Source organism: Geobacter sp. SVR, assembly GCF_016865365.1.
GTDB lineage: Bacteria > Desulfobacterota > Desulfuromonadia > Geobacterales > Pseudopelobacteraceae > Pelotalea.
This window is the reverse complement of the sequence record NZ_AP024469.1, coordinates 1714778-1740459: the sequence shown is the minus strand read 5'-3', so window position 1 is coordinate 1740459 and position 25682 is coordinate 1714778. Positions and strand designations below refer to the sequence as shown.

General features: G+C 53.6%; 24 protein-coding genes, 4 tRNA genes and 1 pseudogene. All 29 read left to right on the top strand.

Features of this window, described 5'->3' with window-relative positions:
- Positions 1 to 150 precede the first annotated feature (150 nt).
- The 29 genes and pseudogenes from GSVR_RS08030 to GSVR_RS07890 all read left to right on the top strand — a co-directional run bounded on the left by GSVR_RS08030 (position 151) and on the right by GSVR_RS07890 (position 25633).
- Positions 151 to 723: a hypothetical protein gene (locus tag GSVR_RS08030; RefSeq protein ID WP_173199243.1), complete on the top strand. Its 573-nt coding sequence runs from the start codon at positions 151 to 153 to the stop codon at positions 721 to 723.
- The gene (locus tag GSVR_RS08025) at positions 723 to 989 is read left to right on the top strand and encodes a hypothetical protein (RefSeq protein ID WP_173199245.1); all 267 of its coding nucleotides are present in this window, start codon (positions 723 to 725) and stop codon (positions 987 to 989) included. Before GSVR_RS08030 ends, GSVR_RS08025 begins: the two co-directional genes overlap by 1 nt.
- Positions 989 to 1180 (top strand): hypothetical protein, encoded by a 192-nt coding sequence (locus GSVR_RS08020; RefSeq protein ID WP_173199247.1) that lies wholly within the window; start codon positions 989 to 991, stop codon positions 1178 to 1180. The genes GSVR_RS08025 and GSVR_RS08020 overlap by 1 nt, the downstream gene beginning before the upstream one ends.
- Before the next feature lie 2 nt (positions 1181 to 1182).
- Complete coding sequence (locus tag GSVR_RS08015; protein ID WP_173199249.1) at positions 1183 to 1440, top strand: hypothetical protein; 258 nt, start codon at positions 1183 to 1185, stop codon at positions 1438 to 1440.
- A 376-nt stretch (positions 1441 to 1816) separates the two neighbouring features.
- Positions 1817 to 3511, top strand: coding sequence for a phage terminase large subunit (gene terL, locus GSVR_RS08010; RefSeq protein ID WP_173199251.1), 1695 nt, complete (start codon positions 1817 to 1819; stop codon positions 3509 to 3511).
- Between the two features lie 187 nt (positions 3512 to 3698).
- Entirely contained in the window at positions 3699 to 4013 is a 315-nt protein-coding gene (locus tag GSVR_RS08005) for a hypothetical protein (RefSeq protein ID WP_173199252.1), read from the top strand.
- A 649-nt stretch (positions 4014 to 4662) separates the two neighbouring features.
- Complete coding sequence (locus tag GSVR_RS08000; RefSeq protein WP_173199254.1) at positions 4663 to 4839, top strand: hypothetical protein; 177 nt, start codon at positions 4663 to 4665, stop codon at positions 4837 to 4839.
- 157 nt (positions 4840 to 4996) lie between these two features.
- Entirely contained in the window at positions 4997 to 5767 is a 771-nt protein-coding gene (locus GSVR_RS07995; RefSeq protein ID WP_173199256.1) for a hypothetical protein, read from the top strand.
- Positions 5768 to 6183: 416 nt separating this feature from the next.
- Positions 6184 to 6411, top strand: coding sequence for a hypothetical protein (locus GSVR_RS07990; RefSeq protein WP_173199258.1), 228 nt, complete (start codon positions 6184 to 6186; stop codon positions 6409 to 6411).
- A gap of 661 nt (positions 6412 to 7072) precedes the next feature.
- The gene (locus tag GSVR_RS07985; protein WP_173199260.1) at positions 7073 to 7423 is read left to right on the top strand and encodes a hypothetical protein; all 351 of its coding nucleotides are present in this window, start codon (positions 7073 to 7075) and stop codon (positions 7421 to 7423) included.
- Positions 7424 to 7430: 7 nt separating this feature from the next.
- A pseudogene (locus GSVR_RS22370) lies at positions 7431 to 8378 on the top strand (tyrosine-type recombinase/integrase); the annotation flags it as partial.
- A 144-nt stretch (positions 8379 to 8522) separates the two neighbouring features.
- Positions 8523 to 8607: transfer RNA gene (locus tag GSVR_RS07975), tRNA-Leu, on the top strand.
- A gap of 60 nt (positions 8608 to 8667) precedes the next feature.
- Positions 8668 to 9978, top strand: coding sequence for a trigger factor (gene tig, locus GSVR_RS07970; RefSeq protein WP_173199262.1), 1311 nt, complete (start codon positions 8668 to 8670; stop codon positions 9976 to 9978).
- A 118-nt stretch (positions 9979 to 10096) separates the two neighbouring features.
- Positions 10097 to 10696, top strand: coding sequence for an ATP-dependent Clp endopeptidase proteolytic subunit ClpP (gene clpP, locus GSVR_RS07965; RefSeq protein ID WP_173199264.1), 600 nt, complete (start codon positions 10097 to 10099; stop codon positions 10694 to 10696).
- The gene (gene clpX / locus GSVR_RS07960) at positions 10693 to 11949 is read left to right on the top strand and encodes an ATP-dependent Clp protease ATP-binding subunit ClpX (RefSeq protein WP_173199266.1); all 1257 of its coding nucleotides are present in this window, start codon (positions 10693 to 10695) and stop codon (positions 11947 to 11949) included. The genes clpP and clpX overlap by 4 nt, the downstream gene beginning before the upstream one ends.
- A gap of 210 nt (positions 11950 to 12159) precedes the next feature.
- Positions 12160 to 12441 (top strand): HU family DNA-binding protein, encoded by a 282-nt coding sequence (locus GSVR_RS07955; protein ID WP_173199268.1) that lies wholly within the window; start codon positions 12160 to 12162, stop codon positions 12439 to 12441.
- Positions 12442 to 12464: 23 nt separating this feature from the next.
- Positions 12465 to 12541, top strand: a tRNA-Asp gene (locus GSVR_RS07950).
- 9 nt (positions 12542 to 12550) lie between these two features.
- Positions 12551 to 12626 (top strand) — tRNA-Val (locus GSVR_RS07945).
- A gap of 65 nt (positions 12627 to 12691) precedes the next feature.
- Positions 12692 to 12768, top strand: a tRNA-Asp gene (locus GSVR_RS07940).
- A 108-nt stretch (positions 12769 to 12876) separates the two neighbouring features.
- Positions 12877 to 13323 carry a PaaI family thioesterase gene (locus GSVR_RS07935; protein WP_173199270.1) on the top strand — a complete coding sequence of 149 codons (447 nt, stop codon included), beginning with the start codon at positions 12877 to 12879 and terminating at the stop codon, positions 13321 to 13323.
- Positions 13324 to 13670: 347 nt separating this feature from the next.
- Positions 13671 to 14564 (top strand): PhnD/SsuA/transferrin family substrate-binding protein, encoded by an 894-nt coding sequence (locus GSVR_RS07930; protein ID WP_173199272.1) that lies wholly within the window; start codon positions 13671 to 13673, stop codon positions 14562 to 14564.
- Between the two features lies 1 nt (position 14565).
- Positions 14566 to 16029: an ATP-binding protein gene (locus GSVR_RS07925; protein WP_173199274.1), complete on the top strand. Its 1464-nt coding sequence runs from the start codon at positions 14566 to 14568 to the stop codon at positions 16027 to 16029.
- Entirely contained in the window at positions 16016 to 17371 is a 1356-nt protein-coding gene (locus GSVR_RS07920) for a sigma-54 dependent transcriptional regulator (protein ID WP_173199275.1), read from the top strand. Before GSVR_RS07925 ends, GSVR_RS07920 begins: the two co-directional genes overlap by 14 nt.
- Positions 17372 to 17637: 266 nt before the next feature.
- The gene (locus GSVR_RS07915) at positions 17638 to 18864 is read left to right on the top strand and encodes a cytochrome c3 family protein (RefSeq protein WP_239077486.1); all 1227 of its coding nucleotides are present in this window, start codon (positions 17638 to 17640) and stop codon (positions 18862 to 18864) included.
- A 52-nt stretch (positions 18865 to 18916) separates the two neighbouring features.
- A complete protein-coding gene (locus GSVR_RS07910) occupies positions 18917 to 20080 on the top strand; it encodes a hypothetical protein (protein ID WP_173199277.1) in 1164 nt (387 codons plus the stop codon).
- 49 nt (positions 20081 to 20129) lie between these two features.
- Complete coding sequence (locus tag GSVR_RS07905; RefSeq protein WP_173199279.1) at positions 20130 to 20708, top strand: cytochrome c3 family protein; 579 nt, start codon at positions 20130 to 20132, stop codon at positions 20706 to 20708.
- 10 nt (positions 20709 to 20718) lie between these two features.
- Positions 20719 to 22731, top strand: coding sequence for a hypothetical protein (locus tag GSVR_RS07900; protein WP_173199281.1), 2013 nt, complete (start codon positions 20719 to 20721; stop codon positions 22729 to 22731).
- Between the two features lie 9 nt (positions 22732 to 22740).
- The gene (locus GSVR_RS07895) at positions 22741 to 23865 is read left to right on the top strand and encodes a 6-bladed beta-propeller (protein WP_173199283.1); all 1125 of its coding nucleotides are present in this window, start codon (positions 22741 to 22743) and stop codon (positions 23863 to 23865) included.
- A 4-nt stretch (positions 23866 to 23869) separates the two neighbouring features.
- On the top strand, positions 23870 to 25633 hold the full coding sequence (locus GSVR_RS07890; protein ID WP_173199285.1) for a cytochrome c3 family protein: 1764 nt from the start codon (positions 23870 to 23872) through the stop codon (positions 25631 to 25633).
- Positions 25634 to 25682: the final 49 nt, after the last annotated feature.

Sequence of the window (25682 nt, the reverse complement as noted above, 5' to 3'; positions counted from 1 at the left end):
CTTCCTATCAATTTGGGCTGTAGTCCATCTCAAGCAAACCTGGAGCGCTCAGGACTTTGGCATAGGTTTAGGCGCTATTCTTGCTGGAGGCGGAGCGGGGGTGGCTCTGAAATCCAAGACCGAGCCGAAAGTATCAAATCAGGAAGACACATGACCATCAAAGACATAAGTTGGAAAACCTGGGGGGCGGCATTAGTCGCCCTCTTTGTTTTCTCGTGGTTTATCTGGAACCATTTCAAGGCAACACCTAATGTAACTCAAGGTAATTGGAGTGCGCCGAAGCCTGTAGCCTCCATTTCTGAAGAAGTAAAACCAGGACCCAAAAAGATTGTGACTCTGAACAAAGAGGAAGCCTCAATAAAACTGAATCTGCCACCTGAGGCAACCAAAGCTTCCACCGAAGTTCTCACCTCAGCAGACATCAAAACCAAGAACTCTAGGGTGGCTGCTGTTGCCTACATGAACATGTCCACAGGCCGAACCTCCATCATTGCTCAGGAGATACCCCATCCGTTCCTGAGGTTTGAGAACGTCAGAGAGGTTGGCATACGTGGTGGTATCAACACCTCCATGCAGACTGTGGGGGACGTTCATGCACGCTTCCAGTTTGCTGGTATTGGCCCCGCCAAGCTTGGGGTCTATGGTGAATTGAACGGTCAGATCCAGCCCGTAGTAAAACTCAAGGAAGGTAAGGCCATGCTTGACCTATCGGTGGAATGGTAATGGATATTTATAACTCCAAGTTTGCCCTGCTGTTCAAACCTAAAGGCACAGAGAGGTGGGCAATCACCCTTGGTCCTACCACCCTCTACTCAGTGCCTCAGGAACAAGTATCCGTGAGTTGGCGTAAACATGAGGAGTGCCACAAGCGGCAGTGGAAGAGACTTTGGTACATTGGCTTTCTGGTGCTGTACCTCTGGTATCACTTCACGAAAGGCTACCAGAAAAATCCATTTGAAATTGAAGCACGTAAGGAGGAGCAACTTTAGTGGAAGCATTGATCATACAGCTTATAGGCAGCGCCATCAGTGGCTTGGTAGCCTGGAGCGTCAATGGCATGAGGTCTGACATCAAGGGTCTCAGATCAGACCTGAAGGAAGAACGTGATGCTCGTGGCGAGATTGAGGAACGCCTTGCTGCTGTTGAAGCCCGTTGTGAAGAACGCCACAAGGAGAAATAAGCGTGGAATTGAGTAGACACAAACGCCTTGAGGAGAAACTGCACAACCTCATGGAGACAACCGTGGACAAACTCACGGAGAAACTTAAGGGAGAATGTGCGGCTGCCGATGTTCAGGCTTCCATTGCCATGCTTAAGCTCAATGAAGTTACGTTGGAATCTGCTGGCCGCAAAGGAGAAGACCCTGACATGCCGGATGAGGAGGATCTCCCGTTCACCGAGGGTGAGTCTGTTGGAGCACCTCTGAGGGCCGTAAAGTAATCTATGGCAATCCTCGTTGAAGTAGAGCAGGGAGGACACTTCAAGGGGAGGATGGAGCTGATCAAGCACATCAAAGGTGGCAAACTCAGTCCTTCTCAGGCTATTGCTGCCTTCTGTTATGAGTGCTGTGGTTTTCACGACCAAGGACGGTTTGACTGTAAGGTTGAATCCTGTCCCCTCTACCCTCTCAATCCTGCCCGAACAGGGGGAACTGTGAAGAGGAAGACCCTCTCGGAAGAACATCGGAAAAAGCTCTCGGAGAATCTGAAGAAACGAAAGGCTTAATCCGCACAAGACATTAGGAATTAGCACCTATAAACGCTTCAAGTTCTCTCCCCCACCCTCTCCTATTCACCCACCCTCCTCAAAGGAGAATATGGCTGTAATTCCCCAAAAGAAGAGGAAGACCAGGGATGAACTCCTGGCTGCCGACTTCAAGAATTTCTTGTATGCAGTCTGGAAGTTCCTTGGTCTTCCTTCCCCCACCCCAATCCAGTACGAGATTGCCGATTGGCTCCAGTTCGGACCCAAGAGAAAGATGATCGGAGCCTTCAGGGGGGAAGGCAAGAGCTGGATCACCTCAGCATACGTGCTGTGGGTCTTAAGGTACAAAGACAGAAACCATAAGTTTGAGATCGTCTCAGCCTCCAAGAGCAGGGCTGATGACTTCACCACGTTCACCAAGCGTCTCATTGCGGACATGCCTGAGCTGAAGTGCCTCAAACCCAAGAATGACCAACGGGACTCAATGGTGTCCTTTGATGTCAACGGCTGTAAACCAGCACATGCCCCCTCAGTCAAGTCCGTTGGTATCTTTGGGCAGCTCACAGGGTCTCGTGCTGATGAACTGATTGCTGACGACATTGAGGTGGCTCAGAACTCAGCTACCCAAGACTCCAGGGAGAAGCTTGAGAAGGCTACCCAAGAGTTTGAGGCTATCATTGTCCCTGGTGGAAAGATCACCTACCTCGGGACACCTCAGTCAGAAGAGTCAGTCTACAATAAGCTACCCTCCAAAGGGTATGCCATCAGGATATGGCCTGCTCGGGTCCCTAAGCCTGCGGCTGTTGGAAAGTACAACGGGCAGATTGCACCATCCATTCTGGCCCTTGTTGAACAAGGCAAATCAGGACTGCCCACCGACCCTACCCGCTTCACCGATGAGGACCTGATTGAGCGCGAGATGTCCTACGGCAGGGCAGGCTTCCTGCTCCAGTTCATGCTTGATACCTCCTTGGCCGATGCCGAACGCTACCCCTTAAAGACCTCTGACCTGATCATCATGAACCTGTTGCCGGACAAGGGGCCTATTGCTGTCTCCTATGGTAGCTCCCCTGAGTTGCAACTTAAGGATCTCCCTAATGTTGGCTTCTCAGGTGACAGATACTACCGGCCAATGTTTGTGGATAAAGAGTGGTCTCCGTATGAAGGGACCATGATGTTCATTGACCCAAGCGGTAGGGGCAAAGATGAGACAGGATATGCCATCGTGAAGCAATTGCATGGCTACCTATTCATTACTGCGGCAGGCGGCTTCAAAGGTGGTTATGATGACACCACTCTGATGCAACTGGCTCTTGTAGCAAGAGAGCACAAGGTCAATTACATACAGATCGAACCCAACTTTGGGGACGGTATGTTCCTAAAGATCTTCACTCCGGTCCTGAAGGCAGTCCACCCATGCACCTGTGAGGATGCAAAGAGGGCTGTTGCTCAGAAAGAGAAGAGGATCATTGACACCCTTGAGCCGGTGATGAACAGACACAGGCTGATCATGTGTAGGTCCGTCATTGAGGAAGACCTGAAGGTTGTAGAGAGTGAGGTAAGGTATTCACTCCTCTACCAGCTCACCCATATCACCAAGGAACGAGGGGCTCTCAAGCACGATGACCGCCTTGATGCCTTGGCTGGTGCTGTTGCCTATTGGGTGGACAGCATGGCAAAGGACGAGAAGGAGTCTCAGGAGGCCTATAAGGATGCTCAACTTGAGGCTGCCCTTCAGCAGTTCATGGAGCACGCAATTGGAGGGGTGAAAAACGGTCCCAACTGGCTGAAGACACAAGGTATTTAGCTCATTTTGGACGTTCACCTCACCACCCTAGATAGAATCCAAAAGGGGCAAAGGTATAATTACTAAAGAGATACCTAAGTATATACCTAAGGTATGACTTAAAGTGTTCCCTAAGGTTGTACTTAGGTGTCTCCCTTCAAGCTGATCACTTCCACAGGGAAGATACCCATAACTGATAAGGATGCAAATGAGCATTGCTGAAGACACAAGGAGCTGGATAGGTGTAGACCTTGATGGAACCCTAGCGTTTTACGATAAGTGGAGAGGTCCTGAGCACATCGGGGCTCCCATATTGAACATGAAGAACCGTGTACTGGCCTGGATCAAAGAAGGTAAGCGTGTAAAGATATTCACTGCCAGGGCCACCAACCCTGAGCAGATACCTTTGATCACGTCATGGCTTCAGAACAATGGTCTCCCCGCCTTGGAGATCACCAACATTAAGGATTGGCTGATGGTAGAACTTTGGGATGACCGAGCGGTAGGAGTGGTGGTGAACTGAGGGATACCCTTATGTCCAGACTTGAAGTTTACTGGTGGATGCCCTAAGATCCGCTGATCAAAATGCTGCAAAAATGTGAAGATGGATACGCAATAAGGCTTTCCCGAATTTACCCCCGTGGGGTCTCTCCCAGGTGGTGACAGCGGGGACACTCCAGGCCTACCACATATGATCCTGATGCACTCCCAGGCAAGGGAGACATGGCATCCCCACTGCAAAAGCGGTCACAGTCTTGGATAACTTATTGATTTTACTATAAGCACACCAGACTAGAGATCATGAGCAGGACCATAAAGCACAACCTAAAGGGCTGTGAGTCTCCATATACAGGGGCTCATGGTCCTTTTTTTTTCACTATATGTTGTGATTCACATAGGACAATAACACTATATCTAGTGGATGCCTGTCTTCATCTATGATCATCTGTCTTTTTTCTTGTGTAGTTTATTTACTCACCTGAGTAACACACTAGGTCCACCCTCAAGCCGCACCATCAGTCTCCACCTACCGTCTACCCTAGACCACTCCACATCTTTAAAATTATTTTCATCAGATGTAATTATTTTGTTTGACATCTCAAACAATCCTTGATACCGTTTGATTACTGATACGGTTTAATACGTCAAACACCACAACGGAGGACACCATCATGAAAAGCTGTGAGATGAAGATTGTGAGCCCAAGGGGAACATTCAATATTCACACTATCTATGACAACGAAAAAGAAGCCAATGCGGACGGCTGGGGCTTTTGGTTTCAGCATGAAAATTGGTTGATTCTTGGCAGAGACAACAGAGTGGGGGCGGTAGTAGAGGTGTCACGATGAACCGGCCAACGATCAAGAGACAGGTGCAACTCATCTATCACCACTCAGATGGACTTGGGATCATGACCAAAGGTCAATTCCAGGCATACCAAAGGGACCGCATGGAGCTGTTCAACATTAACCATATTCATCAAGACAACCCACAGGAGGTGTAACCATGAGCACAAAAACGTATCCAATCCAAGAGCATGTTCACACTATCAATGGAGTATCCGGGCGCATGCATACCGTCCATGCACCTCAAGAGGTAAGAGGAAATTTGGTTCACAGGAATCAAAGGTGGATCAGCGAGGGGAGACCTATAAAGGGGTACGGCACCAATGGTGTTATGCACGTTAATATCAGGTTTGATGATGAGTGTAAGAACGGACACCAAAGCTTTAGTATCACCGCTGATGTTTATACCGCAGAGTCCAGAAGACAAAAAGATATAGCGGCGGGTGGCTGTTTGCATGAGGAGATTGCTAGAGTGTTCCCCGAGCTGGAACCATTGGTCAAATGGCATCTTGTGAGCACTGATGGTCCCATGCACTACATAGCCAACACACTCTATCACGCAGGCGATAGGGATTGTCATGGATTGCGTAAAGGGGAATCACAGCAAATCAGAAACGGCAAGACAGGGCAATTGTGCTGGCAACTGGTGTTTACTGGTGAGAAGCCACCACAATATGTAGACAGCGATACTGAGCCAGAAGCACCTAAGGGGGGATATAAGTGGATGCCGTGGTGCCGAATTGGTGAGGGGAAAGAGCGCAACTTAGAAGCTGCTCGGGAATCTGCTTGCTGGCCTGAGGCAACCAATGAACAGCTCCGCATGGAACCTGAGGACCTTAAGAAAATACTTGAGGCGAGGTTGTCGGCGCTTCTGGCAGAGTTCAAGACTGACATGGAGCGAATTGGTTTCTTGTGGGAACCTTTGGATTAAGAGTTTGACTTCTCAAAAGGTTTGACTCCCTTTAGGGCTCCTAAAGTCCCAAGCTTTAGGAGTCCATGAGGTGGTACAAACACCCACAACAGAGGAGGTAGGAGTATGCACGATACATTCTACACAGTGAATTACAGAGGCATTTACATTCACGCCAAAACAGACAGAATTCAAGGCATTGAGATTTTCACTGTCAAGGGTAAGACATTCAAATCACTTCACGCCGCTAAACTGTTTGCAACTAAATGTATTAAACATCACAACCAGGAAATGTGTGAATTTGCAGCTAAGGAGCCACCAAAATGGAGCTCATCACACTAGGGAGCCTAATGTGTCTCCTCTACTCACTCTATGAAATGTCACAGGGGCGTTAGTCCCGTCAGGGCCGGTAGGCCTTTACATCAAAGGAGGTAAGAATGATGGATGGATTGATTTTTGGTAGGACCTGGGAAGAGATACAGGCAATGCAACAAGGCAAGAGTATTAATAAAACTGTAGCAGGAACATTGGCGCTCCCCACAGCTTCACAAGCAGACATCACACTTTTGCGAGACAAGGGAATCCACTACATCAAGGGTAATGGATTGTTTGGTGTCCTGGATCGGCTCCAAAACTCAGGAATTGTACCTATGGGAACAGTATGATTGATCTAAAGCCCCTCTCACTGCCGGACCTTATGTCCCACATCCGTACCACCTACAGCCTCACCCTCCCACGCTCCTGCCTGCCCTACCTTAAGGAACTAGAGGTATCACCATCCGTCACCTCCTTTGTCTTTCTCCTGGTTCACCTAACGAACTGGAGTGACGAGGGACATAAGGAGATCAAAGAGGAACTCAACAGAAGATTAAGAGAACTTTGACAAATACGGAGTATTGCCCATCGTTTCACTGCCGAACCGGATACCTTAGGTCCCTCTTAGGGTATCCCATTGGGTAGTCAAATCGTTTGTCAGGTGATATAATTATGAATAGCCATACAAACAATATTGCTACAGTGAAATTAAATGAGGTAAAGAGAAGAGGCAGACCGCGCTCTCCTCAGCCCTTGGACTTTAAAACCATAGGGCTCACTGAGGATCAATGGAACTGGCTCTCCCTGTGGCTTCCAAGAGGAAACCGGACTGAACAGCTTAGGGAACTCTTTGAACGTGCTCAGAAGTTTTGGCCTGCTGGTCCATCTCGCTTCAGATAATAATGGAGGTCAATGATCATGGCTTCAGGTGGATTGAGTCAATTTTCAGTTGACAAAATAAACCCTCTTAGGCATAAAAGTAAGATTGCTATGCATCATATGGAGGGTCTTATGGCTGGACTGAAAGGTCTAAGCGAGGCATTGGCTTATTTACGTAAAGAGGCCTCTGAGGAGCTACCTATTCGGCACTTAGAGATCCTTGTGTATGTTCACAACAAGTCTGAAGTCTCCGTGGGACACCTAGCCAAAGATTTAAACCTTCCCAAGTCTGCTGTATCTGTAGCGGTTAAGAGACTCTCTCAATTCCCCGAAAGAAACACTAAAACAGGGAACTTGGAAATGAAGGGCCTTGGTCTCTTAGATAAAGAGAGAGACCCTGAGTATCAAACTTTAGTAAAGATTAAGCTGACTCCTAAGGGAGAACGTATAGTCAAGCACCTGGACGAGATCCTCAGTGTCTAGGGGTAAGATGGATAACCTCTATTTCAGGGGCAAGGTCCTTTACATGAAGTTTACCTTCATGGGACAATACGTTCACAGGTCCACAGGGACTGATGATCCTAAGCTGGCTGCTCTCGCCATCAAGAAGGCTCAGAAAGAGATATACGAGAAGGTGATGCAGGTTGTACCTGAGGTGCCTGTAGTCACACTAAATAAGGCCATAGAGGATGTATGGTCTGAACGTTGGCAAAAGAACCGGAGTGGCCTACAATCATATAATCAGGCCTATGTGGTAGCTGAGATCTTAGATGGTAGCACACCTGTTCACACCATTGACACCAAGAAGGTACGTGAGATCCAGGCCGAACTCCGTAAGGAACTGGAATGTGCTGAGAGCACTGTGAACCGCTACATGGCAGCATTCAGAACCGTCATGCTCCATGCCTCTGAGTCCTACAACTTCAAGGCTCCAAAGTTCACTCTCTCAAAGGAACCTGAGGGCCGCATAAGGGTGTACTCTTTAGAGGAAGAGGCTGCAATATTAGGCTGGTTCACTCAGCATAAGGCCTATGACATGGCAGACCTCACAGCCGTCCTCCTTGACACCGGCTTCAGACTCTCTGAGGCTCTTGGCATTGGTAAGCGCAATGAGGAAGGTAAGCTGATCAGTGAAATGAGGCTCAACCTCAGGACACTATCATCGTGGGAGAACAAGACAGCACTCCCGAGGACAATCCCTATGACCTCCAGGGTCCACTCCATACTGTCAAGAAGGGGTGATCAGCCGTTCCACCTCACCAAAGGACAGGCGAAGGACAAGTGGTTGCCAATGAGAGCAGCCTTGGGCCTAGATGAAGATAGTGACCGCCATGCGTGTAGGCATACGTGTGCCTCAAGGTTGTTGGAAGCAGGCAGGACCCTAAAGGAGGTCCAGGAGTGGCTTGGGCATACAGACATCAAGACCACACAGAGGTATCTCCACACGGCTCCTCATGCCTTCTCACAGATGGCAAAGTGCCTGGAAGGTGTGACCGAATCTGTAACAAATGTGGTTCTTAAGGTGCCACCAACGGGAACTGCTGTATCCATTAAGTCCCTGAATGTATTTGATTTTAATAGAGCGAGAGTGGCGGAATTGGCAGACGCACCAGACTTAGGATCTGGCACCGCAAGGTATAGGAGTTCAAGTCTCCTCTCTCGCACCATTTACTTTTCCGGCTCCTCAGAAAGCTTTTAATTCCATTTTCATGATGAAAGGCGTTCCCATGCAGGTTACTGTCGAAGCATTGAACCCGGTCACCAAAAAGGTTTCCATTGAAATTCCCTCCGACCAGGTAGATGCCGAAATCGAAAAGGTTTACAGCCGCATCCAGAAGCAGGCCAGGATTCAGGGATTCCGTCAGGGCAAAGCCCCCATGCATCTCGTCAAACGCACCTACAGTGATTCCATGCGGGATGAGGTCATGCGGCGTTTCTACGATCAGACCCTTTTCAAGGCATTGGATGAGCACAAGATCGAACCGGTGGAAGCCCCCACTATCGAAAGTGAAATCCTGGAGCAGGGTACATCTTTCAAGTACAGCGCCCTGGTGGAGGTCATGCCGGAAATCGAACTCCGCGATTACAGCGGCCTTGCCGTTACCAAGGAAAAGTACGTGCAGAAACCGGAAAGCATCGAGGGAGAGCTCAAGCGCATGCAAGAGAACATGGCCCAGCTCGTGCCGGTTGATGACGATGCAGCTGTGGAGAACGGCCACAAGGTCACTCTCGATTACACCTTTTCGGTAGATGGCTTTCCGGAGGAGACCTCCAACGCCGAAGATGCCGAAGTCGAGGTCGGTGAGAACAAACTGGTGCCCGGCTTCGAAGAGCAGCTGATCGGCCTGAAGCGCGGAGAAACCCGGGAGATAACCATCACGCTGCCCGAAGGCTATCGCACCCCTGAAGCTGCTGGCAAGCCCGGCGTATTCCAGGTGACCATCAAAGAGATCAAGCGCAAGGAACTGCCTGAACTCGATGACGAGTTCGCCCAGCAGTTCGGCGAAAACGAAAGCATGGAACAACTGCGCGCCAAACTGGCCGAATACCATGAAAAACATGAACTCGAGCGGATCGAGAACGACCTGAAGGAGAATGTCATCCAGGCGCTGATCGAAAAGAATCCGCTGGAAGTGCCCAAATCGATGGTCAAGCGCCAACTCGACCACATGCTGGAAAATTTCAGAAATCGCCTGAAGGGCCAGGGCATGTCCCTGGAAATGATGGGGCTGGACGAAGAAGGATTCCGGCAGCGCTTCCGTGATTCAGCCGAGAACAAGGTCAAAGGGGGCCTGCTCCTGATGGCGCTGGTGGAAAAGGAAAATATCAGCGCAAACGACGAGGACTTCGAGCAGCGCTACGAGCAGATCGCGGCCGGGAATCCCGACATGCTGAATCGCGTCAAGGAATATTACCATTCCAACAAGAATGCGAAAAACGCGCTCGTTGCAGAGATTAAAGAGGATAAGGCCATCCGTTTCCTGCTCGACAGTGCCGTAATTACCGAAACTGAGCCTGCCGAGCAGAAAGCTGCCTAAGCCGGAAACGGCGAGTGAGAAAAACAGCCAGGGCGACATCGTTACATTTCCTCGTGGCGGACGCCCCCTTGCAGTAAACCAGAGCCTGACAAAGAAAGTAGTTAGAGGAAAGGGCATCATGTATATCCCGATGGTAGTCGAGCAGAGCGGTCGCGGTGAACGGGCGTACGATATCTATTCGCGCCTGCTCAAGGAACGCATCATATTCCTGGGTGGCGGCATCGACGACCAGGTTGCCAACCTTGTCATCGCCCAGTTGCTGTTTCTTGAGGCCGAAGATCCCGACAAGGATATTCACCTGTACATCAACTCCCCCGGTGGAGTGGTTACCTCCGGGATGGCCATTTTTGATACCATGCGATACATCAAGGCGCCGGTATCCACGATCTGTGTTGGCCAGGCCGCTTCCATGGGGGCCTTTTTGCTGGCAGCCGGAGAAAAAGGCAAGCGCTTCAGCCTCGATCATTCCAGAATCATGATTCATCAGCCGCTGGGTGGATTTCAAGGACAGGCTACCGACATTCACATCCATGCCAAAGAAATTCTCCGCATGAAGGACGAGCTGAATTCGATTCTGGCCTCGCTGACCGGTCAGGCCGTTGAGAAGGTCGCGGCAGACACGGAGCGCGATTACTTCCTCTCCGCCAGCGAAGCCAAGGAGTACGGATTGATCGATACCATCGTGACCAGGAAGCCTGGAGCCGGAGGTACACCATGAGTCGACGAGACACTACCCAGGAAAATCTGACCTGCTCCTTCTGTGGCAAGAGCCAGGAAGAGGTCAAGAAACTCATCGCCGGACCGGCGGTCTATATCTGCGATGAATGCATCGAGCTCTGCAATGACATCATTGCGGAAGAGATGAAGATGGAGGAGACCCTCGGGCCGGACATGAAAAAGCTCCCGAAACCCCGGGAGATCAAAAGTGTGCTGGACGAGTATGTTATCGGCCAGGACAGGGCCAAGAAGGTTCTTTCGGTCGCGGTCTATAATCACTACAAACGTATCGAGTCCGCTTCGAAGCCGGGCGACGTCGAGATGCAGAAGAGCAATATTCTGCTGCTGGGACCGACCGGCTCCGGCAAGACATTGCTGGCACAAACACTGGCACGTATCCTCAAGGTTCCCTTTGCCATGGCGGACGCGACCAACCTGACGGAAGCCGGATACGTCGGCGAGGATGTCGAAAATATCATTCTGAGCCTCCTGCAGGCTGCCGACTACGATGTGGAACGCGCCCAGAAGGGCATCATCTACATCGACGAGATCGACAAGATCGCCCGCAAAAGCGAGTCCCCTTCCCTCACCCGCGACGTTTCCGGCGAGGGGGTTCAGCAGGCGCTGCTCAAAATCATCGAGGGTACCATTGCCAGCATCCCTCCCAAAGGGGGACGGAAACATCCCCAGCAGGAATTCATGAAGGTGGATACCACCAATATCCTCTTTATCTGCGGGGGGGCTTTCGCTGGACTGGACAACGTGATCCAGCAGCGAATCGGTATGAAGAGCCTCGGATTCGGCGCTGACGTCAAGAAACGCTCGGAAAAGAAGCTCGGCGAACTACTCAATAACGTGACGCCTGACGATCTGCTGAAATACGGCTACATTCCCGAGTTCGTCGGCAGATTGCCCATGCTCGCCACGCTGACCGAACTGGATGAAGATGCCATGGTGCAGATCTTGAAGGAACCGAAGAACTCTCTGGTAAAACAGTACCAGAAACTGTTCGACCTCGAAAACGTGCGTCTGCGCTTTACAGACGGCTCACTGATCGCCATTGCCAAAGAGGCTCTCAAACGCAACACCGGCGCCCGCGGCCTCCGTTCGATCCTCGAAAACTCGATGCTCGACATTATGTACGAAGTGCCATCACAGCCGAATGTCAAAGAAGTTGTAATCAGCGAAGATGTGATCTATCACAAGGAAAAACCAATTGTTGTCTACGAGCAACAAGTAAGTGATGCGGCCTGATCGACCCAAAAGAACAAGTTCAGTAAAAACAGTATGATAGTAAAGTAAAACTTGTGCATCTCCTGTTGTAATACTTGGCAATCTAGCAAAAAAACCTTCAACTGCCCATAGACTGTACGTTTGCGAGATATTTTTTCTTGACACCTTCTGCGTGAATTTGATAAACAGTGTGTCGCCTTGTTATCACACTAAAGCTTCAGGAGGTGTATTGTGACAAAAGCTGAACTGATTAGCGCAGTAGCAGAGCAGTCTGGGCTGAAAAAGGTTGAAGCTGAAAAAGCAGTTAGTGCCTTTATCTCCTCTGTAACTGCAGCTCTCAAAAAAGGCGACAAATTGAGCCTGGTTGGCTTCGGCACCTTCACCACCGCCAAGCGTGCTGCCAGGAAAGGTCAGAATCCGCAGACCGGCAAAAAAATCAGCATCCCTGCTGCCACTGTACCCAAGTTCAAGCCGGGCAAAACTCTGAAGGAAGCTGTAAATAGCAAAAAGTAGTAAAACGTTAATTTTGTGATTGCGGGGTTGTAGCTCAGTCGGTTAGAGTGCCAGCCTGTCACGCTGGAAGTCGCGGGTTCGAGCCCCGTCAACCCCGCCATAAATTTAAGGGCGAATAGCTCAGCTGGGAGAGCGCCAGCCTTACAAGCTGGATGTCACAGGTTCGATCCCTGTTTCGCCCACCATACACCACAGGGAAAGAAAAACTCTTTCCCTGTTTTTTCCGAAATCAGAGGTAAACTCTGAATAAGGGGTTGTAGCTCAGTCGGTTAGAGTGCCAGCCTGTCACGCTGGAAGTCGCGGGTTCGAGCCCCGTCAACCCCGCCATCATGAAAAAGGGCATCTGCTTCACAGCGGATGCCCTTTTTCCATTTGGTCATCTCACCGGCCCACTTCAGCACCTTCTCGACAGAAACCGATGACGGAGAGCATCACATGTCTACTATCCCGCTCCAGCAGCATATGACCCAAAACAGCCGCCTGCCCTTCTCTCTCCCCGCCTGGATTGCACTGGCCCCGTTCGAGGAATACCTCGGCATGGAAATCAGGGAGGCCTGTGATGGTCGAGCCCTGCTCATCATGCCGTTTCGTGTCCTCCACTGCCAGGGGGCCGGCCTGATGCACGGCGGCGCCGTCACTTCGCTGGCCGATACGGCACTGGCAATCGCCATCAAAACCCTGCTGCCCGAAGGAACCCACTTCGCCACCATCGAGATGAAACTCACCTTTCATTCGCCGGTGCAATGGGGTACCGTTTCGGCCCACGCCCGCGTTCTGGAAAGAAAAGACAGGGACATCAGCGGAAAGGTCGACATCATAACCGAAGATGGTGTCAAAGCCGCCTCCTTTCAGGCGGTTTTCAGAGTCAAGCGCGCCGTTTAGACACCTCCCGAAAGCAGCCTTTCAGACAGAACCTCACTCTACTTCTCCATTTTTTCCCACCATACATTTCACAAAATTAGACAACAGCAACTTCTGTAGTACACTTTTTCTCGTAGGTATTTCTAATGCAGCGGACCGGCGAATGACGGTATTCCAAAATTGGATTCCCGGTCTGCCGCAGGCTCTCACCATCATCCATTGTATCCGGAAACAAGCGCCATTCATCAACGGCAATCAATGGCGCTGCCGACGCATGTTCAAAAAACGGGGTAACCGGTCATTTGGCGTTACGTTTTCGATCCATCTCATCGTAGAGAGGGATAAAGAACGGTACAGGGAGCATTCACGTGGCACCACAGAAGCTGACAGTGATGATTCTCATTCTGGTTCTGTCATTCGTTCCCAGCCCACGGGCCGGTCAGTCGACGGAAAAACCCCGGATCGGGTTCTGTGTGAGCATGATTTACAGTCCCCTGCTCATGTACAAGCGCTACCAACCATTAATGGATTACCTGACAGAACATACCCCTTACCAGTTCGACCTGATCCTCTGCCGCAGCAACAGGGAAGCGCTGCATGCCTTTGGCAGAGGAAAAGCTCAGATTGCCCTGCTGGATGATATCTCCTTTATGGAGGCCAGCGAGAAATTCAAGGCACTGCCCATCCTGAAACCTCTCAATGCAGAAGGTGCCCCAGTGATACGGAGTACCATCGTGGTGTCCAGCCGGTCTCCCATCCGCACCTTGGGCGATCTGCGCGGCAAACGTGTGGCCTTTGGCCCGCACCACTCAACAACCAGAAACCTGCTGCCGCATTATCTCCTGTGGAAAAACGGCATTGACCTCTCCGAAATCGAGTCCGTCAAGAACATCGGCAATCAGTCGGAAGTGGTCAAGGCAGTTTTGTCGGGGACCTGTGACGCCGGCGCTCTGGCCGAGGGGGTCGCTGAAAAATACGCGCATCTCGGACTGCGCATCCTGGCAAGTTCCCATCCTCTCCCTTCCCTTCCCATCCTGGTCCGCAAAGATGCTTCCCGGGAACTGGTCCGAACGGTCTCATCGGCATTGCTGAACCTCGATCGCAACAATCCCCGGCATGAAGAAACGATGAAACAGTGGGACCCTGGTCTGAGGTACGGCTTTACCAATGCCAGAACCTCCGATTACCAGCAGGTCATCAGGATGTACCGATCCATTCCGGCAGGATGCGGACAACGTTGCCATCCGAAAGCAGGTAGCTGATTTGCTGGGAGTCAAAGGCAAATTCATGATGGTGGCTGCCATCATCGTAATCACCTCTGCGGTGGTCTGGGGCAGCTGGTTCCAGCACATGGCCAGCCACCTGCTTTTCGAAAAGCTCGAAAGCAAGGCCAGGCTGATCGTCACCTCGTACAAGGACCCGGTAATCGATGCAATTCTCGAAGTGGAACTGGAAAATCTGATCGGCCGCGAAACCCTGGAAAACATCGTAGACGAGCTGGTCCACAACAGCGAATTGCCAGCCCTGTATGCCTACATCACCGACCCTTCCGGAACGGTCGTGGTCAGCGACAAACTCGATGAATATGGCAGGAGAAACGGCGATGCCTTCGCAGCGGAAGCCCTGAAACAGGGGGATTTCAAACAGCGGATAGTCGGAGACCGCTGGGATGATACCGGCCTGCTGGACATTGCCATGCCGCTGAACGTACACGGCAAGAAGTGGGGGGTTTTCAGGGTCAGCTTCCCCCTGCGTCCTCTCCATAAGCAGCTGGCCGAATTGAAGGGGGTCATCCTCACCCTGACCTTCATCATCTGCCTGATCCAGATGGGGGTCTTCTTTGTGGTCGGGCTCAGCCTGACCCGGCCTCTGAAGGAATTGGCCGGAGCAATGGCGGCTGTGGACCCGGTCAACCTCACCTCTCCTCTCAAAGTCAATCGTAGAGACGAGATCGGTACCCTTCAGAAAAGCTTCCGTCTGATGCTCGACAAATTGAAACAGAGCGAGTCCGAACGGCAGCGGGCCGTCAACTCGCTGGTCCAGAGCGAGAAACTGGCCATCGTCGGCAAGCTGGCCGCCGGAGTGGCCCACGAGGTCAACAATCCGCTGGCGGCAATGAATAACTGTATTTTCAACCTGAAGCAGACGGCAACCGGTGAGACCTCGCCCGACATCGACATACTCACGCAGGCCTGCAGGCAGATCGAAAACATTGTCCAGCAATTGCTGGACTTCAACCGGGCAGGCCAATTGATACTGGAGCCTGTCCAGAGCGATGCCTTCTTCCGGGAAATCACTGCAATGTCCGAGATGGCCCTCAAAAAAAAGGGGGTTGTCTTTTCGATCAACGACCGCTGCAGCCCTCCGCTGCAACTGACGATCGACAAGTGGAAACTGACGCAGGTGGCTCTCAACCTTCTGATGAATGCGGCCGAGGCATCCCCGCCGGGAGAGAGCGTGGAGGTATCGGCATATACGGAAGAGGGCGCTTACTGTCTGGCCATCAAAGACCACGGCATGGGGATCCCTCCGGAGTTGCAGGAAAAGATTTTCGAACTCTTCTACACCCTCAAATCGAACCGAAAAGGAAACGGCATCGGCCTGGCCATCAGCAGAAACATCGTGGACATGCACTGCGGCGCCATCCTGCTCGAAAGCAGGCCGGGCGAGACTACCTTTACGGTGATCATTCCTCTTGACGGGGAGAAACAGCATGCAATCAGTTAAGATCCTCATCGTCGATGACGAGCCCTTGTTCGCCACGCCGCTCAAAAGGGCGCTTGAGAATGCAGGCTTCGGCGTGCGGTATGCCGAAAACGGCAGCGCAGCCGTCGAAGCGATCCACGAGGAGCGCTTCGACATACTGCTGGAGGACCTGCATCTGCCGGATGCCGGCGGCCTGGACATACTCAAGGAGATGCTGACCAAAAATCCCGAATGCAAGGCACTGGTCATGACCGGTTTCGGGACCATCGAGAATGCCGTGGAGGCCATGAAGATCGGGGCGTTCGATTTCCTGACCAAGCCGTTCTCTCTGGAGTCGCTGCTCGTCAAACTGCAGCGGGTGCTCAACCTGAAGCAGTTCGAGGCCGATGTGAGCGCAACCGATGCCGGCGCTTCGGCAGAGAGGCCCCTGGTCGCTCGCAGCAAAGCCATGCAGGAAATTTTGAAGAAAGCGGGCATTGTGGCCGGCACGGATGCAACGGTAATGATTACCGGCGAAAGCGGTACCGGCAAGGAGCTCCTGACCGACTTCATCCATGCCCACAGTGCACGGCGCGACAAGGACTGCGTCAAGGTCAACTGCGCCGCCATCCCGGAATCACTCCTGGAAAGCGAATTGTTCGGGGCCGAGCGTGGAGCGTATACCGATGCCCACCAGACCCGCAAAGGGTATATCGAAATGGCGGACAAAGGGACACTGTTCCTGGACGAAGTGGGAGAACTGCCACTGGCTGTTCAGGCCAAGCTTCTGCGCGCCCTGGATGAGCGCACCATCTACCGGGTCGGCGGCAACCAGCCGCGCAGGGTCGATTTCCGCCTGGTGGTAGCCACGAATCGGGACCTGCACCAGATGGTGGAAGCCAGAGAGTTCCGCTCCGATCTCTTTTACCGGCTCAACGTGGTGCCCATCACCATTCCCCCCTTGCGTGAACGGCGTGAAGACATACCGCTGCTGATCGCCTACTTCGTCAAACTGTTCAAGCCCAGCACCGAGCGCCGCCAGGTGAGCCTTTCGCCGGACGCCTTCGATGCCCTTTGCCAGTACAACTACCCCGGCAATATCCGCGAACTGAAAAACATCATCGAACAGATCTCGGTCATGTACCCGGGCGAAAAGATCTCCCGCCGGCACCTGATCGTACCCCTGAACGATGCCAGCATCGCCGGGGCCCTGTTCGAATCGTTCCCGGTCGGCAAACCTCTCAAGATTGCGGTGGCCGAATTCGAAAAACGATACATAGAAAAGGTCATGCGGAGCGTAGGGGGGCGCAAATCCCTGAGCGCCAAGATACTGGGGCTTTCACGGAAGGTGCTCTGGGAGCGGATCAACCGGCCGTTGCCATGAAGCGGGCACTACACGGGCAGGATCAGAGGAATCATATGAGTGCAACCATGAAACTCTTCCGCACAGCGGAAACTTCCCAAATCCGGTCTGCCGGCCGTTCACGGAGGCCCGGTGGAGGTGTGGGGTCCTCCGCATCCCCGAGGCCGGGGGGACTGCTCACCCTCTTCAGGATGGCGGTCTTCCTCTGGATCGTTTCGGCCGCTTCAGCAAGCCTGGCCGATGACTGCATGCTTTCGTGCCATAAAGCCCTTTTCGGGAAGAAACACATGCATCAGCCGGTCAGAGAGGAGAACTGCACTGCCTGCCACGTCAGGCGCTCCGCCGCCCATCCCCTGATCGGCGGCAAAAGCTGGGAACTGACCGCCAAAGGGGCAGCATTCTGCGAACAATGCCATTCCCCTCTGGTTCTCAAGAAGGTCGTGCATTCACCGGTCAAGAGCGGAGAATGCACCGGCTGCCACAGACCGCACGGGGCGGAAGGGCGCAACCTTCTGGACGACAACAAGAATCTCACGGCCACCTGTACCGGCTGTCATGACAGTGCTCCCTTCAAGCAGCAGTTCATGCATGGTCCGGTGGCTGTGGGCCAATGCGCGGAATGCCATCACCCGCACAGCTCTGCCGAAAATGCGCTGCTCACGCAGCCCAGCCGGGAGCTGTGCCTGAGATGCCATGTCGATTTTTCCCGCTTGATCCAGGAGTCTCCCATCGTGCACGCACCCGTTCGAAACGATGCCTGCACCTCCTGCCACAATCCGCACGGAGCCCCCAACAACATGTTCCTCAAGAAAAAGATGCCGGACCTGTGCGTGGGATGCCACCAGAAAATCGGGAAGCATCTGGCTGACCTGAAAACGCCGCACAAACCGGTCCAGGAGGGAAAAGGGTGCGGCAACTGCCATTCAGCCCATTTCGGAAAGGTCAAGGGGCTGTTTCCGGCCGATGCGAAGGGATTATGTCTGGACTGCCATGGAACCGACAAACTCGGCTCCCCTCCCCTGCGGAACATAAAAAAGGAGATCGAGGGGAAAAAATTCCTGCACGGCCCGCTGCGGGAGGGGGAATGCAGGGGCTGCCACGACCCGCACGGCTCGCAGAATTTCCGCCTGCTGCGCGGAAGCTATCCGGCCGATTTGTACGCGCCCTACCGGGATGGGATCTATGGCGCCTGTTTGAACTGTCATGAGAAGAATCTGCTGCGCTTCGCCGATACGACCGTCTACACCAAATTCAGAAACGGCAACCGCAATCTCCATTACGTGCATGTGGCCATCAAACGGAAAGGTCGCACCTGCCGGGTCTGCCACGAAGCCCACGCCAGCAACGGAGAAAAATTGATCAGCAAGGAGGGCAGCCAATTCGGCGACTGGAAAATCCCCCTGAACTTCCAGATAACTCCGACCGGGGGAAGCTGTGCGCCTGGCTGTCACCGTGCCTTCACCTATGACCGCAACACTCCTCAGTCTTATGGCACCGAGGAACAGGAACATTGAGCCGGAATGTACGCAGACTCACGCTGGATTTCAATCGAAGGGAGATAACAGAATGTTCAATTTCATCCCGCAGATGTTCGAAAAAAACCTCAAAAACTTCCTGATATCACTGCTGGCGCTGGTTCTCGCAGGCTGCGGCGGACAGGCCGTCAAACCCACTCCCGTGTTCTTCCCACCTGCCCCCAATCCGCCCAGGATCCAGCATCTGATGGGTATTTCCAGGTCGAGCGATATCGAGGGAAAGAAAAGCACCTTTTCACTGATCATGACCGGCAAGGAAGAACTCGACGAAGTGAAATCGATCATGAAGCCCTATGGCGTCATGACTCACAAGGGCAAGATCTACGTCTGCGATATCGGGGTGGGCAATGTGGCCATCATCGACCCGGTCAAGAAGAGCTTCAATTTTCTGAAGGGCAATAACAACGTCGGAAAGCTCAAAAAACCCGCCAACATCGCTGTAGATGCGGAAGAAAACCTGTATGTGGCGGATGTGGCCAGGAGAGAGATCGTCGTGTACAACCCGGCCGGGGAATACATTCGGGCCTTTGGCAGGGAAGTCGACATGAAGCCCACTGATGTGGCCGTTGAGGGCGAATCGGTCTATGTACTCGATCTGCAGAAAGGAAACAACGAAATCAAGGTCTTCGACCGCAAAAGCGGGCAGTTCAGGAACAGCTTCGGCAAATGGACGTCAGAAAGCGAAGGGCTGGCGATGCCGACCAACTTTGCTCTGGACGACAAGGGTTTCATTTATACGACCAATTCCGGCAGCGGCAAAGTCATCAAGTTCGACCCTGATGGACACATCCTGCTTTCATTTGGCGAAATGGGCGACATCATCGGGAAATTTTCCCGTCCCAAAGGCATAGCGGTCGACCATGAGAATCGCATCTACGTAGTGGACGGGGGCAACCAGAACGTGCAGGTGTTCAATGAAAAGGGGCGCCTCCTGATCTTTTTCGGCGATCCCGGCCTGGTGCGCGGCTCGCTCAACCTTCCGGTCAGCGTCTCGGTGAGCCGGGACAATCTTGAATATTATCAAACGTTGGCGGAACCGGACTTCATCCTGGAAGCGGTTATTTTCGTCACCAATCAGTATGGAGCCGAGAAAATCTCGATTTACGGCCTGGGGCAGATGAAAGGGGCAGCGGCCAACGGGGAGGGAACCACTGAGACAAAGGTGGCCGGCACAGCGGACACGGCCAAGAAATAACGGTTTCACATCCAGGGTTTTCCCGGGTGGAAACGATCCAGGGGAGCAGATGAGAAAAACAGTGCTCGGTGCATCTTTACTCGTGCTCGCTGTCATTGCGTCGGCGGGGTGTGACGCCGTCGGCAGGCACAAGGCTCTATCGGTTATTTTTGACGGGGTGCCAAGCCTGCCCCCCCCCGAAGAGATTTGTGAGCAGTATGCGGCGATACGGGTCGCAGAGGTCAGGGATGAGCTTTCCGGAAAAAAGAGCGTGCCGTCCGCCGTGGTTGATTCGAAATCCCAACATGCCCCGTACCTGGAGAAGAGGTGCAACGACTGCCATGACAAAAAAAATCAGAACGGCCTGATCACCTCCCGTACCGAGTTGTGCATGGTCTGCCATACCGGGTTCGTCAAGGGGCTCTATGTCCATGGTCCTGTTGCGGTCGGAGACTGTTCGGCCTGCCATCTGCCGCACAGCTCCAACTACCCGTCACTGCTCAGGGCCGATAAAAATGCCATCTGTTTGACATGCCACCGCGAAAAGCGCACCGCTTCGGCCATGCATGACAAACTCGCCGCCCAGAGAATCGGGTGTACCGATTGCCATGATCCGCATTTTGGCAATGCCCCGTTCTTCCTGAAATAACGGTGAAGTGATGCGGATCAGACTTGCCCTCCTTCTGTCGGTGCTTCTCCCAGCCCTCCTGATTCCGGCTGGCGAAGCCCTGGCTGCCGGTCGTGCCCTGCTCCTGCTGGGGGATTTCGAGCAGTGGGTGGATCTTTTATATACTTTCGATCGCCAGACTGCCGAATCAAGAAACTCCTTATCCACCGCTCAGCACTACCTGAGGGAGGAATACCATTTCAGCACCGCCTATGCCCTTTTGGACCCCCGCATCCTGCGCGGCAAGCTGAACGTCGGGCTCGGCACGGATCAGGACTTCTTTACCGCCACCAATACCCCCAGCCAGTTCAAAGCCGGAACGGACATTCAGTACAACCTGACCGGAGCGGTGCTGGAAAGATCCCCCTACCCGCTCCATTTTTTCAGCCAGTATGAAACGGTCCATGCGCAACGGGAATTCGGTCGTTCCACTGATATCGACGTGGCCAGAAACGGCTTCATCTTCATGCTGAAGAACAGGATTTTGCCCGTCAAGTTCGATTACAGCCGTTCAACCTCGGAAACCTCCGAAACGGGAACCGGCGGCCGCGCACAGACGAGCGACACCGCAACCTTGAGTCTGAACCACAGGATGCCCGTTTCAGATACGGATATGCTGATTTCTATCCTGCGGGTCACCTCCAAGCCGAAAGACGGCGGCATCGAATCCGAAAACAGAACCTCCAGTATGACCCTGCACAATCAGCTTCGTCTGTCCGAAACCGTGCCGGGGCGTGTATTGTCCAGCAGAGTGGAGTTGCGGGAAGAGGTCGCTACCCCGGACCAGGATTTCAAAACCGTGACACTGGACGAACAGTTCTTGTGGCCTTTAGGAAAAGCCCTCACGAGCGGTGCCAGCTTCCTCTATACAAACCGCGACGGCACCGTCGGAACGGAGAATCACCAGGATAGCAGGCTGTGGCTCCAGCATCGACTCTTTAACAGTCTTTCAACGGTGCTGAACGGAGAGTTCAGCAAGGACAGGCTGATCGGGGGGAGCGAGCAAAACGTGATCGGCGCCATCGATCTGCTCTACCAGAAGGATCTCCCCTCAGATTCGAAGCTCCGGCTCAATTTTATCGAACAGTATCAGGTGACTGACCGATCCCTGTTGAACAGTACCGTAGCGGTACTGAATGAAGCGCATACCGCCGCTACCGACCCCCAGATTCCGAGCCTGTTTACCGACATCCCCCTGCGCAACATGGCGGTGCTGCCCGAAACGATCATTGTCACCAACGCCGACCCGCGAATCCGGCTGCTGCCGTATGTGCCGAATGTGGATTACGCCATCAGGCAATCAGGGCTTACGACCCTGATAGTCATCCTCCCGGGATCGGAAATAAATCCGGGCAATGCCCTTTTCATCTCCTACTCATACCAGGCCAATCCGCAGATAAAGTATTCCACCAACAGCCAGAGGGTGGGCTTCAACCTGACGCTGTTCAGAAACACCTACAGCCTCACCGGCAGTTGGTCCGCCTCCAATCAGAACCTGATATCGGGGAGAGCCGACAATGTCCGCCTGACCAACGATATACGCTATTTCCTGGGATTCGAGGGCAAGTACAACTTCTTCTCGTATGGCGGCGAATACGAAAACATAGATTCTGATATCGACAGGCATCAGACGATATTAGGTTTCGTACGGTACACCAAGAATTTTTACCGCAGCTCTCTGGCACTGTACCTGACCGATTCCTATACCGTATCCAAGCCCCCCATCAGCGATGTCCAGCTGCCGGAGAGTAAAGTCACCAGCTTCTCTGCCGGGGGAACGTACAGTTCCCTGCTCTTCAGCACCGCGCAATTGATATTGACGACAAAATACATTAATCTTCGCGGGGATACGGTCGACAGGGACGATATCTGCCTGGGGGCCAACCTGCGCTGGAGTTACGGCAAACTCTCCCTGTCGCTTGTGTCCCAGATGAATTGGAAAATACTGCCGGGAACCTCCACAGCGGATCAGTCCATCCGGCTTCATCTGATCCGGGCCTTTTAAGGAGCACACATGTCAATCAACAGATCGGTGAGCGTACATTTTCGGTCATGGAAAGGCTTCGGCGCCGTACTGCTCTTCATTCCGCTTTTGCTGGCCTCCTGCGCATCCGCCCCCCCTGCAGCAGCCCCCCTGTCGGATCGGGACCTGCAATGGCCTGCCGTAAAACCCCGCATTGCCTGGGTGAGAAGCATCCGGGACTATCACGATGCCTCCATACGCAAGGGTTTCTGGAAACGATTCGCTGAATTCTTCACCGGGGAACCGGATACGCATATAGGCAAGCCGTACGGAGTGTTGTCCGACGAGCAGCAGCGCCTGTTCATCGCGGATGTCAGCCAGGCGCGGCTCCATGTCATGGACAGCAGGGAAAATGCCTACTCTGTTATCGGTGAAGGAATACTCCGCTCGCCGATAGGAATCGCCATGGATGATGCGGAGAATCTGTATATCACCGACTCGGGAGCCGGAACGATCTACCGGTACAGTCTGAGGAGACAACTGCTGGAGCCTTTCGTTGTCTACGATTTCGGCCGGCCGACCGGCATCGCCTACAACAGGGTCAACCAGCTGCTGTATGTCAGCAATACCACCGAGCATCAGGTGGCGGCCTATGATGTGCGCGGCAAACAGTGCTTCAGCATCGGCCGCCGCGGAGACGGGCCGGGTCAGTTCAACTTTCCGACCGACCTGTTCGTGGACGAGCATGGCCTGCTGTATGTGACCGACTCGCTGAATTCCCGCATATCGATCTTTTCCCCTCAGGGCGCTTACCTGAAGAGCTTCGGAAGCCCCGGCGACAGCGGCGGCAGCTTTGCCAAGCCCAAGGGGGTCGCGGTGGACAGCAAAGGCAACATCTATGTCTGCGATGCCCTGCTCGATGCGGTCCAGATATTCAACGACCGGGGCGACCTGCTGCTGACCTTCGGCAGCAACGGCACTGCCAACGGCCAGTTCTGGATGCCGGCCGGCATCTACATCGACAGAAACGACACCATCTTCGTGGCAGACTCCTACAACCGCAGGATACAGGTGTTCAAGTACCTGGATGCCGGGGATGCTTCCCCCGGACAAGAGGACAATGCAGCAGACAGGCAGACGGCGGATGGTACCGGCCCATCTGACGAACGGCGGTGAACACATGAATATCGGCAGACCCCTTCTCGTATTCGCGGCAGTCATCATGGGCATGCTTTCCTCCGGCGCCGGGCTGGCAAAACCCCTCAGCCGGGACATCGCGCAAACTCCGCACAACCTCTCCGCCAGCGGCGGCGGCGGGGCCCACGACATCAAATCCGCCACGGAAACCAGGATCTGCGTTTTCTGCCACACCCCCCATCATGCCACCTCCGTCACCCCGTTGTGGAGCCGCGAGGTTTCCTCCCTGACAGTCTACGTGCCGTACAAATCGCCGACGATCAAGGCCAACCCCCAGCAGCCCATGGGAACTTCGCGCCTCTGCCTGAGCTGCCACGACGGCACAATTGCGCTCGGACACCTGGCCAGGGATTATGTCCTCGATCCCGGGCTCCGGGCTTTCCGGGACATGCCCCAGGAAAGCGATCCCCGGAAAAACCCGAACCTCGGAACCGATCTTTCCGACGACCATCCCATTTCATTCGGCTACTCCTACGGCATCAACCAGGAATTGAACGATCCGCTGACGCTGCAATCCAGGGGAATCAAACTGGAGCAGGGTCAATACGTGGAATGCACCTCGTGCCACGAGCCGCACAACAACCAGTACGGCAACTTTCTGGTCAGGGACGTGAGCGTCCAGCATGATGCGCTCTGCACCGAGTGCCACAACAAGCAGGGCTGGAGCAACCCGGACAATGCCCACCGCACCGGCGGGGGACTTGCCGGCGTGTCGGGCAAAGTGGCGGCCGATGGCTGCACCAGCTGCCACCTTCCGCACAACGCGCAAAAAGCGGAGTATCTGCTGAAGTTGCCGGTGGCGGGCGCCGGAGAGGAGACCAACTGCTATATCTCATGCCATCGCGAGGCCCCCTATGGCGACATCTGGAGCAAATTCAACTCGTCCCTCTACCGGCATCCGGTCCAGGCTTACTACGGCACCCATGAGCCCAATGAGACGTTGCCGCTCAATCTGAACAGGAAACATGTGGAATGCGTCGATTGCCACAATCCACACCAGGCAGGATCGCAGGGCTTCCCGCTCGGCGATCCCTTTCCGCGACTCGGCCCCGCGTCCGTTGCTCCGAATGTCAACGGCCCGCTGTACGGGGTGCGGGGGGTGGATATGTCCGGCACGGCAGTAGTGGCAGTAGCGCGCTATGAGTACGAGATCTGTTACCGGTGTCATTCCGGGGCGAGTTCCGATTACTTCACCAGCCTCTCCGCCCAGCTTCCGGCCCGCCTCTTCAGCTCCTACGACGAGAGCGAGCGCTTTAATCCCGCCAATCCCTCGTTCCATCCCATTACGGTCGACCGCAAGGGAAACGGGCGCAGCCTGCTGAGCCAATACCAGGCAAAGATGATCAGGATCTATTGCAACGACTGCCATGATCCGCACGGCTCCAACGAACCGCACATGCTGCGCGGTCAGAACAGCGATACCTTCCCTTCCCTCGCCATCACCTATCCCCTTTGTTACCGGTGTCATGACGAATTCTACCTCATGAACAACTCTTCATCGGCAAACCTGCACCGCTCCCATATGCAACAGCACAACAAAAAAGCCTCCTGCTCCAACTGTCACGATCCCCACGGCATACCCGCCAGTACCGGCGCCGACTCCATCAATGCCGGCCACCTGATCAATTTCGACAAGATCTATGCCGGAGCCAATCTGGTGGCCGGCACCGCCTACAACGCGACGAGCAGGACCTGTCTGGTCAACGGCGCCTGCCATACCGGCCCCCAGCCCTACCCGGCTTATTAGGACCAGGTTGATGTTAAGGTTGAGGCTAAGGAAAAATCCTCAACCTTGA